Annotated in this window: 11 protein-coding genes; 9 read left to right on the forward strand and 2 right to left on the reverse strand. The window is 60.0% G+C overall.

Annotated features, from left to right (window positions below; all coding sequences use genetic code 11):
• Positions 1-9: 9 nt before the first annotated feature.
• A complete protein-coding gene (gene cobS / locus RJ40_RS11065; RefSeq protein ID WP_265580910.1) occupies positions 10-726 on the reverse strand; it encodes an adenosylcobinamide-GDP ribazoletransferase in 717 nt (238 codons plus the stop codon).
• A 734-nt stretch (positions 727-1,460) separates the two neighbouring features.
• On the opposite strand from cobS, the gene RJ40_RS11070 reads away from it, so the two are divergent.
• The 5 genes from RJ40_RS11070 to RJ40_RS11090 are packed head-to-tail and all read left to right on the forward strand — an operon-like array spanning position 1,461 to position 10,201.
• A complete protein-coding gene (locus tag RJ40_RS11070) occupies positions 1,461-3,263 on the forward strand; it encodes a DUF3344 domain-containing protein (RefSeq protein WP_265580911.1) in 1,803 nt (600 codons plus the stop codon).
• On the forward strand, positions 3,250-4,224 hold the full coding sequence (locus RJ40_RS11075) for a DUF3344 domain-containing protein (protein ID WP_265580912.1): 975 nt from the start codon (positions 3,250-3,252) through the stop codon (positions 4,222-4,224). Before RJ40_RS11070 ends, RJ40_RS11075 begins: the two co-directional genes overlap by 14 nt.
• Position 4,225: 1 nt before the next feature.
• Positions 4,226-4,891 carry an ABC transporter ATP-binding protein gene (locus tag RJ40_RS11080; RefSeq protein ID WP_322743879.1) on the forward strand — a complete coding sequence of 222 codons (666 nt, stop codon included), beginning with the start codon at positions 4,226-4,228 and terminating at the stop codon, positions 4,889-4,891.
• Between the two features lie 7 nt (positions 4,892-4,898).
• A complete protein-coding gene (locus RJ40_RS11085) occupies positions 4,899-6,116 on the forward strand; it encodes an ABC transporter permease (RefSeq protein ID WP_265580913.1) in 1,218 nt (405 codons plus the stop codon).
• Positions 6,116-10,201 (forward strand): DUF3344 domain-containing protein, encoded by a 4,086-nt coding sequence (locus tag RJ40_RS11090; protein WP_265580914.1) that lies wholly within the window; start codon positions 6,116-6,118, stop codon positions 10,199-10,201. Before RJ40_RS11085 ends, RJ40_RS11090 begins: the two co-directional genes overlap by 1 nt.
• Before the next feature lie 575 nt (positions 10,202-10,776).
• On the opposite strand, the gene RJ40_RS11095 is transcribed toward RJ40_RS11090, so the two are convergent.
• Positions 10,777-11,229 (reverse strand): phosphatidylglycerophosphatase A, encoded by a 453-nt coding sequence (locus tag RJ40_RS11095; protein ID WP_265580915.1) that lies wholly within the window; start codon positions 11,227-11,229, stop codon positions 10,777-10,779.
• Positions 11,230-11,266: 37 nt separating this feature from the next.
• Between RJ40_RS11095 and cobT the strand changes: the two genes are divergently transcribed.
• The 4 genes from cobT to RJ40_RS11115 all read left to right on the forward strand — a co-directional run bounded on the left by cobT (position 11,267) and on the right by RJ40_RS11115 (position 14,706).
• Positions 11,267-12,277, forward strand: a complete 1,011-nt coding sequence (gene cobT, locus RJ40_RS11100) for a nicotinate mononucleotide-dependent phosphoribosyltransferase CobT (protein ID WP_265580916.1) — start codon at positions 11,267-11,269, stop codon at positions 12,275-12,277.
• A gap of 146 nt (positions 12,278-12,423) precedes the next feature.
• Complete coding sequence (locus tag RJ40_RS11105) at positions 12,424-12,978, forward strand: GMP synthase subunit A (protein WP_265580917.1); 555 nt, start codon at positions 12,424-12,426, stop codon at positions 12,976-12,978.
• Positions 12,966-13,508: a YkgJ family cysteine cluster protein gene (locus tag RJ40_RS11110; protein ID WP_265580918.1), complete on the forward strand. Its 543-nt coding sequence runs from the start codon at positions 12,966-12,968 to the stop codon at positions 13,506-13,508. The genes RJ40_RS11105 and RJ40_RS11110 overlap by 13 nt, the downstream gene beginning before the upstream one ends.
• Positions 13,501-14,706 carry a TraB/GumN family protein gene (locus RJ40_RS11115; RefSeq protein ID WP_265580919.1) on the forward strand — a complete coding sequence of 402 codons (1,206 nt, stop codon included), beginning with the start codon at positions 13,501-13,503 and terminating at the stop codon, positions 14,704-14,706. The genes RJ40_RS11110 and RJ40_RS11115 overlap by 8 nt, the downstream gene beginning before the upstream one ends.
• The last annotated feature ends 166 nt before the right edge of the window (positions 14,707-14,872 follow it).

The following is a 14,872-nucleotide window of genomic DNA, read 5'->3' on the forward strand; positions in this document are numbered from 1 at the left end:
GTGCACTCTTTAGAGAGCGAGGGCCAGGGCGACAGCCGCACGCGTGATCTCGTTTGAAGCGCCTGCGACGTCCCCGTTCACCCCACCAAAGAGACGGGTGGCAAGACTGACGAGGAGGGCCACGACGATGGCGGTCACCAGCAGCGCCCTGCCGATGAGGGCCGGACCGAGGGGAAGAAGGAAGAGCGGGAGGACCGGGACGAGGGCGTAGATGACAAAGCGCTTCTTCGCAAAACCATGGAGGTAGGCATGGATCCCTTCGTGGAAGGGGGCGCCGAGGGCGGTGATCCAGGCCATCGCGAGTTTTGCGCAGACCTCCGCGGTGAGGATGACGAAGGGGATCGACCAGGCCGCGGAGAGGCCTTCGACCGCTATGAGGGTGGTGAGGAGTCCGCACGCCACACCCCCCGCGCCGATCTGCCGGTCGGTGAGTGCGGTGATCCGCTTCTCTCTGCTCCCGTGGGCCATCAGTCCGTCGCCGAGGTCGAGGAGGCCGTCGAAGTGGTTGGCGCCCGAGACGATGATCGCGGCGGCGACGGCGGCGGCCGCGGCAAGGCCGGGATGACCGGAAAGGAGGAGAGCGATGCCTGCTGCGATCCCACCGATTATGTATCCCGCGAGGGGGTAGAGCCAGGTGTGCCTGGCAAAGGCGTCGAAGTCTGCAGGTCGTCCGAAGGGGAGGATGGTGCAGAACTGAAAGAGTGCCCTGAGAGCGTCGAGAGCCATCTGGTTACTGATTTTGAGGTATGATACAATAAGTCCTGTGATATTCGTGCTGACAGGATAGGCTTTTGATGGTGTAGAATCTGACATGAACCCCGGGTTCAAGCATACGCGATGAAAATCTCATATTGCAGGTCTCTGAGGTCTGGAAGGATCCTTGATCCTTCTCCTTGTGACAGGGGAACGAACAGAAACCGAGTGTCGTGCCGCCCCCGCATATCCTCTGTCCGTGGGGGGTCCGGGAGGTCAACCCCCCGGCGCGAGATGGCGGTGAAGATTCTCTGATCGGGGTGGCCCTTCTGATCATCACGCCTTCCCACATACTCCCACCGGGGGCTCTGCCCCCGGACCCCCGGGATTGCGATAGGGACGGGAAGGGAGTGAGGAGATCATGAAGAGGATGGTGTCATCCCCGGCGCTCTCTTCACGCGGGGGACTCGGGGGTGGCCCTTCTGAACATTCGCCATCACATATCAATCGCGCCGGTGGTTCTGCCCCCCTGATCCCCGGGATGAAGATGGGGACAGGAAGGCAGAGGGGTGATCGTTCGGAGGGCGTACCCGTCCCATGCCTCTTAGTCACGCGGGGGCGGGGTGTGGTCTCGCATGATTCACACTCTAGAAGAGGGTCTATTTTCCTGAGAGTGCATTCTGGAAAACAATCCTTCCGATTAGTGTGCAATAAATAATAACAAATAAAATATTATTAATATCTGATGTGATTGTACATCATTTTGTATGAAACTCCCCCAGTTCTCCCTGATCGGATGTATCCTCTGCGCGGCAGTACTCCTTCTTGCCGCCCCGGTATCGGCAGTGTACGATTTTGAAGGTATCCCTCTCCATATGACGGCCCAGGGCGAAGTCAGGGGGGACGTGCTCACCTTCGGCACCTATGGGCTTGCGGCCCCACCGATGGAATGCACCTTCTCTCTTCCTGATAAGCCAATCTGGGCGAGAGTCTATACAGGCGTCTGGGGGGGGACCGAGCGGTACACCGGGTGGGAAGAACTCACCGTCAACAACGGAGTCCCGGTCAAGAGATCCCTCTTCGGGATTGATGACCGGAATAAAGAGACCTATGTCTCGGGCTATGGTGTCTACTGGGTCGCGCACGACTGTACCGACCAGCTCCACGGCGGTAAGAACACCGTCGCCCTGACAACCAGCAGGGGTCTGCCTGAGAGCAGGATCGATGGGAGGGTCTATGGTGTCTTCGTCGTCGCCGTCGTGGAGGACAAGGACGGACCGGTCACCAGATACTGGATTGCCGAAGGAAACGAGAATCTCCATGGAGAAGGGTGGGCAGGGACAAACCCCACGCGACATAATGATTGTGAGATCTCGTTTGAGAAGGCAAGTCTGCTGGAAGGGGCCACTGCAGACTTCACCATGCTTCTGCTGGCCTCGACGAAAGGACAGCCCGATTATATCCGGTTCAACGGCGAAGACCTGGGTGTCGCCCCGGACGACCCTTCGATCTATCCTGATGGGGCGCGGGATATCGGCAACGAACGGTGTTTCGATGCCACGGGCGGTGCCGGGACCGAGGCGAGATACATCGATGTCGAGAAATTCGATGTCAGCGGTCTTCTGAAGGAGACGAACCATATCTTCTTCGAGCGCGGCAGGGATCTGGACGACGACGGGACGATCACCACCACCGGGGAAAAACCTGAGGGTGAAGATTACATCCATCCCTGCTGCGCCATCCTTGCTGTCAGAAGGCCGGGGGCCGACCCGGCCCCTGACTTTTCCGTGGATGCACCGCAGGTGAGGGGGGCCTATGCCGGTGAAGAGGCTGTGGTGCAGGCAACGGCGAGGAACCATGGGGCGCGGCCTGAAGGGATGATCACGGTGATCTTCTCGGTCGATGGAGTGCCTGCAGAGACAGTAACCGTGGAGCCGGATGTCTCGGGGGTTCAGGAAGTCACAGCGAATCTCACGATGGACGAAGGCCGGCACACACTCTCGGCACGGGTCGAGACCGGGGGAGACCTCGACCTGTCGGACAACGAGGCGTCGGTCTCGGTCAGGGTCGGGACGATCCCGGATCTTGCGGTGAAGATCGGCACCCCGGTCCGCACCGGAGCCGGAGAGCCTGATGCCCAACACTCGCCCTTCCCGCTCATCGCCCTGGTTGGAGGGATCTGTGCCGCGGCCCTCCTCGCCAGGCGGCCGCCGGGAGGAAAACTTGTCGCCGTGCTGATCGCAGGAGCGGTCATTGCGGCATCATGTCCATTGGTCATATTCCCGGCCGCCGCCGCAGGATATGAGGACTACACCATCCCGGTCACGATCACGAACAACGGTGGGAGCGATGCACCGCCTTTCGCCCTCACCGTCTATCTGGACGGGGAGAAGGCGGCGGTGAAGCCCATCGAGGAAGGACTGGAGGCCGGGGCAACGGTCGAGATCGCCCTGTCTCATTACACGACACCGGGAAAACATCGTTTGAGGGTGGTCGCGGACGAGGCCGGTACGATCAGGGATGCTGAGAGAGGAAACAACGCGGCGGAGGGCGACTATGTCTTCCCATAGATCGGTCCTCGGCGTTGCTCTCCTCGCCGTGCTCCTCCTTGTCCCCGCGGTCTCAGCCACCTATGCAGGCGACAGGCCGCTTGAGACGGCGTTTCATGAAGAATTCAGTGGCGGTCACCTCTTCACCCTCGGCAACAGCACCTACAGCGGATCTCTGAAGCCCGGAGATCGGTATGCCGTCGATTTTGAGATCGAACTCCCGGAGGGTGCGGCAATACGGTACCAGCGTCTCTATGTTTACTGGGCCTGGAGCAAACTCGACCAGAAGGCGATCTATCCCTCGGTCTCAATCACCCGCACCGACACCGGGGAACTCCTCAACAGGACAGGACGTTCTGTCGACTCCAAGGGATTCGTGAGCAAGAACGATTTTTTCTCGGGAATGGACATCTTCGAGATGGCCGCCCTCTCTCCAGGGAAGAACTCCTTCACCGTCGTCCTTGAGAATACGGCGGAGGACAACCGGACCTTTGTGGTCCAGGGGCTCGCTCTGCTCGCGGTCTACGAGAGTCCGGAGTCGCCTGAGGTTGTCTGCTGGGTGAAGGAGGGGGCCGATCTCCTGTACAGCAGTTATGGGATCACGCCTCCCATGGCGACGAGCAGGATCGAGTTCGAGGGGACGGTCGAGAGGTCTGATCTCTCTTCAGCCGAGCTCCTCCTCGTCGCTCCTTCGGGCGGTTATACCAGAGAGAACATCCCGGAGATAAATCGGCTCTTTTTGAACCGCGAGGGAGAGAGCAGCATGCCCTCGTTCTTTGAATCGATTCTCTCCGCTCTGTTTCCGGGTTCGAATGGACGGGAGTGGGTGAACATCTTCGACTCCGACGAGACGAGGCAGGTCGGGATCGACCGCCGGGATGTGCTGCCCTATCTTCGGTCTGAGAACAATTTTGCAGCTGTCAGGGACGAAAAAGACTATCTTGTCCTTACCAACGCCGTGTTGTGGGCTGAAAAGAGGTGAAATGATGGATGTCATCATGCAGACGAGAGACCTGAACAAGGCGTACACCGAGCAGGTGACCGCACTCCACGATGTGAACATCGCCCTTGAGAGAGGGGAACTTGTCACCCTCCTCGGACGGAGCGGGAGCGGGAAGAGCACGCTCCTCAACATCCTCGGCGGGCTTGACCGGCCGACCGGGGGAGAGGTACTCATCAATGGGACGCATGTCGACTTCGACGATCGACAGGCGCTCATCACTCTCAGGAGGGAGGCGCTCGGATTTGTCTTCCAGAATTTCAATCTCATCCCGACCCTGACGGCCAGGGAGAATGTAGAGTATCCCCTTCTCTTCAACTATGCCGGGAGGGGGGTGAGAGAGAAACGGGCCCTGGCCCTCCTGGAGATGGTCGGGCTTGCGGAGAGAGCCAACCACTATCCGCGCGAGATGAGCGGGGGAGAACAGCAACGGGTGGCGATCGCCCGCTCCCTTGTGGGAAACCCGACGATCGTGCTTGCCGACGAACCGACCGGGAACCTGGACTCGAAGACGAGCGACGGGATCTTTGAGTTGATGCGCCAGGTGAACCGGGAGCGGGAGACGACGTTTCTGATCGTGACCCATGAGCGCGAACTCGGGAAGAGGGCCGACCGTTCCATCAAACTCCTCGACGGGAGGGTGGTGTGAGATGAAGATGGCAAAGATATTTGAGTCCCTGAAGATCTCGGCCAGGCAGGTCGCACGGAAACGGATGCGCGTCCTGCTCACCGCCCTCGGCATCGCCATCGGCGTGGCGGCGGTGGTCGGGACCGTCTCCCTGGGCGAAGGGATCAGGTACCAGGCGGTGGAGGCGATCAAGGAGCAGTCAGACCTGACCCTCATCGAGGCGACCGCGGATATCCGCAGCGGCACGCTTCAGTTGATCACCCCGGCGAAGATCGATGAGATCGCCGCAATACCTCATCTCAAGGGGTCATCGGCGATTGTCAGGGAGGCCTACGCAACAAAACGACAGACCTACCTGGGGGTGATGGGCGTCGACCCGGCAGAGATCGGGGGGGTGATCAAACCCAGGTTCTTCAAGGGAGAGCCGATTGATCCCGGCTCCAGACAGGCGGTCCTCGGCCATGACCTCGCCGAGACGCTCCAGCGCTACGAGGGTATCCGTCTCGGCGACTCGATCCCGATCCTGATCAGGCAGTACGACGAGGACGGTATGCCGGTGGACGTGCAGGTGGACTTCACCCTGGTCGGCGTGCTCCAGGAACGGGACGACCAGTTCGACCAGATGATGCTGATCGACCGGGGGGTCGCGCAGGAACTGCGCGGCGGCGAGGCGTCTTTCGACGGTGTCCTCATCAGGGTCGACCACCCCGAAGAGGTCTTCGGTGTGGTGGACGGGGTCAAGGCCCTCGGTCTCACCGCCACGGGAGCCTTCGAGCAGATCGAGTCGGTGAACCGCCTGATGGATGTGGTCATCCTGCTCCTTGCGTTCTTTGCCGGAGTATCCCTCATCGTGGGCGCCCTGATGATCATGAACACGATGATCACCTCGATCTTCGAGCGGACTAGGGAGATCGGGATCACGATGGCCATCGGGGCGTCGCCCAGGGATGTGGTCCGGCTCATCCTCTTTGAATGCCTGTATATCGGGCTGATCGGCGGGGTGCTCGGCGATCTCCTCGGAATTGCCTTTGCCGGCGTCATCAACATCTTTGGGAAACCCTTCATCATCGCCCAACTGGGTGACACCTTCGCCACCTTTGCGGACGCGGAGATCACCCTGATCACACCGGGGCTTCTTGTAATCGGGATTCTTATCGCCATTGTGTTGTCCGAGGTTTCCGGGTTCTATCCGGCGCTCAAGGCGGCAAGGCTCAATCCGGTGACGGCGATCAGGAGTGGAGAGTGATGATGTTCCCCGCAGAAAGGGTGACATGTCTTGCCCTTCTTCTCCTTCTCCTCCTGCCTGCCTGCGCCGTTGCCGACCAGTATGTGGGGGGCATCCCTCTCACGACCGTCAACGGAGATGTCGTCTCAGGCGGGGTTTATGTAAATTCCTTTGTCGGGACCGGGATGGACCGTGATGTCTCGAAGGAATTTTCGCTGCCCGAGTATACGGAGATCAAATGGGCGCGCCTCTATGTGTCGGTCTACTGTGCACATATGCAGAACAACTACGAACATCGTGCGACCGTACAATTCGACGGCGGTTCGGGAACAAAGACTCTTGGGGTGGAGGAACTGCGGGTGCCATACTCCTTCCCGATCGACGGGGGTTCAGGGCCGGTCTGGGTGAACGACCACTGCAACCGGGTGACGAGCGACTACCTGATGTGGTACGATGTCACCGATGCCATCAAGGAAAGATGCGTCACTGCGATGGTCAAGACCGATCAACCCGAGGGTTACTCGGGAACCTTTGACGGACGGATCAAGATCGTCACTCTGGTCGTTGCCTATGATGATGGCGACGCCGACGAGGTGTATTATTGGGTGAACCAGGGGCATGATGTCCACTCATATTATGTCGAGGATTATCTGGGCGATATCTATGAGGGGGAGACGATCTTTGCCACAGGGAACATCCCTGAAGATGACGAACGAGAGTGTGTCGCCGAACTCTCGTTCGTGCATATGGCAAGCAAGGTGGGAGAATTTACCTTTAATTCCGAACCATTCGAAGCGGCGAAGTCACAGGGGGCGTACTCCGGCTACCATACCGAAGACGTCACCGACCTGGTTCTTCCCGGGACCGACAGCCTTCTCACTTACACCCGGGATCTCAGTGTCAGCGGGAGCGGCGGGAGTTATCTCGGGGCATACTTCAAGATCCCGCTCGCCGTTCTGTCGGTCCGTTACCCCGGCAAAGAGGTGGGGAGCATCGAGGTGACTTCTTCCCCGGCCGGTGCGGCGGTCTACCTGGACGATGAAGAGACTCAGTGGGTTACCAACACGACTATCAGCGGGATCGGTGCCGGTGACCACTCGGTGAGGGTCGAACTCGATCGCTACCACGTACCTGACGATCGGTACATCGAGGTGAAGAATGGGAAAAACACCACGGTTCATTTTGACCTCGAAGCGCGGACCGGGAGCATCGAGGTGACGACCGAGCCGTCAGGGGCCTGGATATATCTTGAGGGTGGTGATTACGAGGATTTAACGAATATGTCTCTCCAGACTCCGGCCACGATTGATGGACTCATAATCGGAGAATATACTGTGGAGGTGAGAAAGGGAGGATATGAAACGGCATACCAGACTGTGAAGGTGCAGGAGGACGAAACGGTCGGGGCGGATCTGGTATTCGGAGGAAGCGGTTCTGAGGGAGGAAATGACTCTGAGTTCGGGTACACTGGCAAGAAACTAGATCTCCTCACCACCGGCACCCTCCACGGGAACCTCAACTATTATGAGTTCAGTGACTATACCGGGCTGATCCATGCCGGAGAGACGAGGGAGTTTGCGATCACGATCCCGATGCCTGAGAACGGTACGGTCAGGTCTGCCAGGCTGTACATCTACACCACCTGGGGGCATGACGAGAAGCGCAAAGAAGGAACCAAAGGCAGGATCACGCTGAAGATCGACGGGGTCGATATCAAGGCAGATCAGGTATACCGTGACCGGAAAAACGAGGGCATCTACAATTATCTCCTTGAGACTCATGCCTACAACATCACCACGCTTAAGGGTGGCGTGGCCGGCAAGCATATGGTGACGGTGACCAACGATGGGCGCAAAGATGATGTCTTTGCGACCTATGGACCCGGTGTGCTGGTCGTGGTCGAAAACCCGGCAGAACCGGAGATCACCTACTGGATTGCAGAGGGCTCAGACACCATCTATGCCAACCCGGATTTCAGCACCACGAGCGACGACTGCATCACGAAGGCACTCTTCGATGGCCAGATCGATCTCGCCGATGCGGGGGGGGCACGGCTGATCCTGGTGACCACGGCCGGGTCTGGGGTGGACGACGACGAGCACAGGATCACCTTCAATGGGGGCAAGTGGTTCAATCTCCTCACCGGCGGGTCGTCTGCGATTAGTGTGGCCGGGATAGATGTGAGGCCTTATCTGATGCCTTCAGGGAACGAGGCCGGGATCCAGAGTTACATCAACTCGACAAAGGGGGACTATATGGAGAACCGGGGCGCTATCCTCGTCGTCAGGCACGGCACCCCCCCGGCGGGGGTTGCGGTGAATGTCACCGCCGCCGCGAATGTGTCGGTCGGGAAGAGCAAACGGTTCACTCTGAACGAATCGAATGGGAGGCTTGAGGCCACGCACCTCACCTTCGACGATGGGGCGCTCGAACTCTTCATCTCCGAGGGAACGGTGATCACCGACGGTGCCGGGAAGCGGTTCACGGCGCTGACACTGCAGGTGCTCAGCCCCGGTGACGTTCTGCGGGCGTACGCGATCGGCGACAAGGGGCTGGAATCCGATATTCCCATCCTTCTGGTAATCCATACGGACCGTCTCGGTCTTTCGGGTGTTCATCTTGTGAGATACGATGATTCTTTGGGCCGCTGGCAGCCGGTGGAGGTCGAGGCTGCGGATGGTCAACTCTCCGCCAGGATCCGGCAGGGAGGAACATATGCGCTTCAAGAAGGGGGTGATATCGAGATCTTTCAGCCTCTGGTCGACCTGATTGGCGGCGTTGCGACGGCGTTCTTCGGGATCTTCGGGGTCGAGATCTCAGGAGAGAACTCCGGCACGCTGCAGGAACCTGATATCATGACGGGTAATTTGTCCGGGCAGGCGGTCGAACCGACTGCCGCGGCTGAGGTTCCATCCGTCACCCAGGAGATGCCTCCTGGTGATGTCACGGAGATGCGGTTCGATCTCTCGGTGCTCTCCACGCCGCCGGGCGCTCTCATCGATCTCGATGGGGAGTATACCGGCAGGACGACGCCTGCCACTCTCGAATCGTTGGCAGGAGGGAATCACACTGTCAGGATGAGCATGGACGGGTTCGAACCGGTGGAGAGGACGGTCTATCTTGAGCGCGACGACGAGGTCCATCTCCAGTTTGAATCAGGTTCTTCAGAGTTGATGAAGCAGACGACCGCCACCGGACCGTTGCGCGGGTGGGAGGAGAACCGGCACGGCGGAGTGTATGTCGAATCCTTCCCCGAGGGGGCGGAAATCTATGTGGACGGCAGGAAGAGCAACAAAAAGACGCCCGCATTGATCTATGGGCTGAAAGAAGGGCTGCATACGATCAAGGCGAAGAAGAAAAATGTCGCGTTCGGGAATGAGAAAGAGCGGGTCTGGATCGTGAAGAACTCGGTGTCGCAGGTGAAATTCAGCAGTGGTTCGAAAGGGTTTGAGCGCTCTCTCTCGATCGAGTCTGAGAAGTATTCGGGCTCTTCTTTCTCGGTCAGCGGGAGGGATCTCGGGTACAGGGTTCCAAAGCAGGTCGATGTCGGGGGGATCGATGCATATCTCACGGTCCATGACAATGGCAGTTTCCTCTCGCAGAAGATCCCGAATACTGTTCAATCGAACGAGACAGTGGTCATCAGCCCGTTGCTCGCCGCACCCTGTGGACTCCTCGTCACCTCGGTGCCGTCTGGAGCTCTGATCTTCATCGATGGCTTTTCCACCGGGTGTGCGACACCGTACCTCGTCGAGAACATCTCGGAGGGCAGGCACCTGGTCTCGGTCTCGAAGCCTGGATATATTCCTGAGGAGCGGGTGGTCCTGCTGACCGACAATCGCCTTAAGGAACAGGACGCGGAGGTTGGTCTGAACCTGGACCCGTATGCGCACGGGTCACTTACGGTTGGGAGCACGCCGGAAGGTGCGAAGATCTATCTCTTCGGCAAGGACACCGGAGAAAAAACACCTCATACGTTCCATTACCTCGGCATCGGGTCATATGATGTGAAGGTCGTGGGGAAGGAGGGTTCAAAGACGCTTGAGGATGTGGTGGTGGTACCGTATGAGAAGAGCGAGTGCCAGGTGGATCTTACTGCGGAGTGAATTATCTCCTTTTTTTGCCTTTTAGAATTCGGCATGAACCCTGGGCTCAAGCATACGCGATGAAAATTTCTCATCACAGATCTCCGGGGCGTGGAAGGATCCCTCTCCTCACGACAGGGCAGTAGGTGTGAACATCGCTCAATCGCCGCCCCTCGGCTATCTTCGCCGTGGGGGGTCCGGGGGGTCTTCCCCCGACGAGAGAGAGCAGGGTAAAGTTTCTCGTTCTTCTGGCGGGGCGGCACATCTGACCGACGTGCCTTCCCCTTACAATCTCGCCGGGGGCTCTACCCGCGGACCCCCGGGGATTGCGATAGGAGCGGCCAGGCGGTTGGTGATTGTTCTGAGGGTGTTTCCTTCCTCTGCCGATCCATCATGTAGGGGCAAGGGTGTGATCAACCTCTCATGTTCACTCCAGAAGAGGAATTACCATGAAAATCACCCGAAGATCTGCTATGAAAGATTTCCATTCGGTATGCCTGAGGCGTGCTTTCGCTTCATGAGTTATTCGACAGAGCTCGTTCAATCGCATTCTCCTGGTGGCCTTTTGTCCTTGACCCCCCACCAGTCATTTTGGTCTATTCTGTGTTCCCGGAGGTGAAACTCTCGCTGTACAGCCGCGAGGTGTTCCCGGCGATGAGTCCGGCGACGGCATCGTCGAGGAAGGGCCCGAGTTCGCCGAGGATGCCCGGTTTGTTCTGGTCGTAGCGGGTGAACTCGAAGCGGGCATAGGTGCCCCCGATGATCTCGGCGATGGCCATCCCGATGATCTCGTCGGAGAGGAGGAAGACCGGGTCGTCGGCGATCTCCGAGTCGTCCCGGTTCTCGTAGAGTTCTTCTTCGAGGAGGATGGCGCCGAGGAGGAGGGAGGAGACGTTTGGGTCCTGATATGATGCCAGGATCTTCTCCTGCAGGCGCGTCCTCGCCTCCTCGGGGCTCATCCCATGCGAGACATAGAGTCCCATGCCCGCGTCGACGATGGCCCCGGTGGTGATTCCTTTTCCTCTGAGCCGCTCTTCGATCTCAAACATAGGAGAATTTTTGGTCAGGCTCAATATATACATTGATATGACATTTCTCTCCGAGTCTCCGTCCATTGAGTTTTCAAGACCGCTCTTTGCAAGCGTCCTTGGAAATACCGCACTCTCAATGGTGCCGGGGGTATCGGGCGCGGGGCCGTCTCCGAAGAAGACGGTTTTCACCCCGATCCTCGACGCCGAGATGATCACCACCGGGGCGATCACCTCGATGCCCCTCAAGCCCAACACCCCTACCGGGTGCCCGACGCCGGCGGTGATCACCAGGGCGATGGCGACACTCACCGGGATCGAACCGGTCTTCGTGAACGCCGGCCTCTTCAACCCGCCGACGGTGCCGTGCATCGACGTCTACGGGGCGCCGGGCGGTGACCCGAGAGAGGGCGACGCCGTCCCGACGGTCAGGGATCTTCTTACGGCCGGTGAGCGGGTCGGCCGCCTCCTCTCCAGGTGCGCCGACCTCCTGGTCCTGGGTGAGTGCGTGCCCGGCGGGACGACGACCGCTCTCTGTGTCCTGCGCGCCCTCGGGTATGAAGCCAGGGTATCGAGCAGTTTTGTGGAGAACCCCGTGCACCTGAAAGATGAGATCTGTAGAGGTGTGCTGGAGCGGGTGGAGAGCGAAGGGGCGACCGACGCCCTCGACGTCGTGCGGATCGGGGGCGATCCCATGATGCCGGTGGCCGCGGGGATCGCGAGTACCTTTGAAGGCACGCTCGTCTTTGCCGGGGGCACCCAGATGCTTGCCGTCGACGCCGTGCTCAAGGGCCTGGGGAGATCCATGGTCCCGCTTGCCACGACCGAGTACGTGCGCACCGATGCCTCGGCAAACTTCGAGGAGGCCGTGGCCGCAGTGGGGGCGAAGGCCTATTATGTGGACCCTGACTTCGGCACCATCGGCGATGCGGGGATCGGCAGGTACTGCGAGGGCGAGGTGAAAGAGGGGATGGGTGCCGGCGGCGCCATGTTCCTTGCCCGTGTGATGGGTTACTCAGAAGAGGAGATCAGGTCGGCCATCCTCTCCACGGTCAGATCGTTCAGATAAGGTACCTGCTTCTCTCTCTTTTTTTCGGTTTGAACAGATCCGCACTCCCGACCATAGACAAAGCACCGCGGCCCCTCTGAGATCGCCGACCGCAGGCCAGATTCTCCATAAAAAAGGCTATAGCCTCAACCAACCATACCCTTGTAATGCGTCCCATTTTTGTCGTGAACAACCATGGGCAGTTCAACCACCTCATCCACCGCAAACTGCGGGACATGGAGATCGAGGTGGCGATGGTCCCGAACACCACTCCGCCAGAAGAGGTCGCCGCGGGGTGCCGGGGGATCATTCTGGGTGGCGGTCCGTCGCTTGAGCGGGCCGGGAACTGCGCCGAGTACCTCGACCTGGGCCTGCCGGTGCTGGGGATCTGTCTTGGCCTCCATATCATCGCGACCGCACGGGGCGGGGCCGTCGGGCCGGGCTCCCACGGTGGGTATGGCGGCGTCAGTGTTGAGATCACAGGGGAGAGCGAGATCCTTGGAGGATATCCAGAGCAGATCCATGTCTGGGCCTCCCATGCCGACGAGGTGAAAGAGGTGCCTGCGGGCTTCACCGTCTATGCACACTCCGACATCTGTCCGGTCGAGGCGATGGGATCCGCGGAGGACCGGATCTTCGGTGTCCAGTGGCACCCTGAGGTGAGCCACACTGAGGATGGAGACCTGCTCTTCAGGAACTTTGAGCGTATATGCGAGGAGTAGACGATCTCACCGGCGAGATCAGGGAGCGGGGCTTCCGTTGCACGCGCTGCGGGGCCTGCTGCAGCGAGGTCTCCGAGGGGTCGAACCTGGTCATCCTATCACCCGGCGAGGTGCGGCAGGTGGCAAAGGCTGCAGATCTTCCCCCTGGCGAAGTCGCGGAACCGTACCCCGAGTTTCTTGATGGGCCGGGGAAATCGCGCTACACTTTTGACTGGTGTCTCAATCGGGACGAGGGGCACTGCCGCTTCCTGGAGGGGGAAAAGTGCCGGGTGTACGCCGCTCGGCCCTGGATCTGCCGGACCTATCCGTTCATGCTCGAGGGTGACCGCCTCATTGTCTCCGAGTGTCCGGGTCTGGGAACAGAGATGACCCTGGAAGAGGCGCGTGCCGTTGCCAGCGCCCTTATCGAGCGTCAGGCGGCCGAAGCGGCCGAAGAGGAGGGGATCAGGCGTGTCCTCTCCACCACCTCTCCTCCACCGGGGGAGACCGCGGTCGTCGACAGCGAGGGGGTGTGGCCGGTCCATGGGTGAGATCAGACTGGTCGGCACGGCCCATGTCTCTGAGAAGAGCATCACCGAGGTGCGCGCCGCGATCGAGGAGTTCGAGCCCGACATCGTCGGGGTGGAACTTGACGCCGGGCGATACCAGGCCCTCAGGAACGGGGCGCCGCCCCCGAAGGTCGACGAGGTGCTGAAAGGCGGGAACTTTTCCCAGATCCTCTTCCAGTGGACCCTGGCCTATCTCCAGCGAAAGATCGGGATGGACGTCGGCGTCGAACCTGGCGCCGAGATGATGGCGGCCATCGATGAGGTGGAGAACCGGGGTCTGCCCCTGGGCCTCATCGACCGCGACATCAGGATCACCCTCTCCAGATTCTGGGAAGGGATGAGCCTCTGGGAGAAGGTGAAGATGCTCTACGCCCTTGCGGTCTCGGTCTCAGGGGGTGCGGACGAGAAGGTCGACATCGACGCCCTGACCAGACAGGACGTCGTCTCGGCGGCCCTGGAGGAGTTCAGGAACTTCTCACCGAACGGGGCGAGGGCCCTCATCGACGAGCGGGACGCCTTCATCGCCCGCCGGATCCTCGACCTCTCGGTCAGGTATGAGAAGGTGCTGGCGGTGGTCGGCGCCGGGCATGTGCGGGGGGTGGAGCGCTACCTCTCTTCCCCTGATCTCCTCCCGCCTGAGGCGGCGCTCACCGCCGCCCCCAAAAAGCGCTATCCCTGGGGGAAGATCATCGGCATCCTGGTCGTCGCCCTCTTTGCCCTCCTCCTCATCTCGATCGCCTTCTCCGGGGTCGGGCTTGAGGTGCTCGCCTGGGCGATATTGTACTGGGTGCTGATCAACGGCGTGCTCGCTGCCGGGTTCACCATCGCCGCCGGGGGCCACCCGCTCTCGGCCCTCACGGCCTTCGGGGTGGCATGGATGACCTCCCTCAATCCCCTGATGGCCGCCGGATGGTTTGCCGCCATCGTGGAGGCGAAAATCAGGAAACCCTCGGCTGCCGACTTCCAGCAGATCATGGACGCCGAGACCTTCACCGAGATGCGGAAGGTGCCGATCTTCAGGGTGGTGCTCGTCGCTGCGCTGGCAAATGTCGGGTCGACCATCGGGACGTTCGCCTACTTCCTCTTCATCGCCCCGATCCTGGGGATCGATCCCACCGTGATCATCCCGCAGGGCTTTGCGAACTTCGTGGGGTGGCTGGGCGGGCTGCTCCCCTTCTGAATTTTCTTTTTTTGCTGGCTCTGCTGAAACTCTCATATGTTTTTCGTACCTCTCTGTTCCCACGCCTTCCTCTCTCCTTACGTCGGGGGTGGCCGTATGATTGCGAGGAAGAGAGCAGGTTCAGATCTGTCTGGTGAGGCGGCCAGCCCCCCGGCATTGGCATGCC

It is taken from the genome of Methanofollis aquaemaris (assembly GCF_017357525.1).
GTDB lineage: Archaea > Halobacteriota > Methanomicrobia > Methanomicrobiales > Methanofollaceae > Methanofollis > Methanofollis aquaemaris.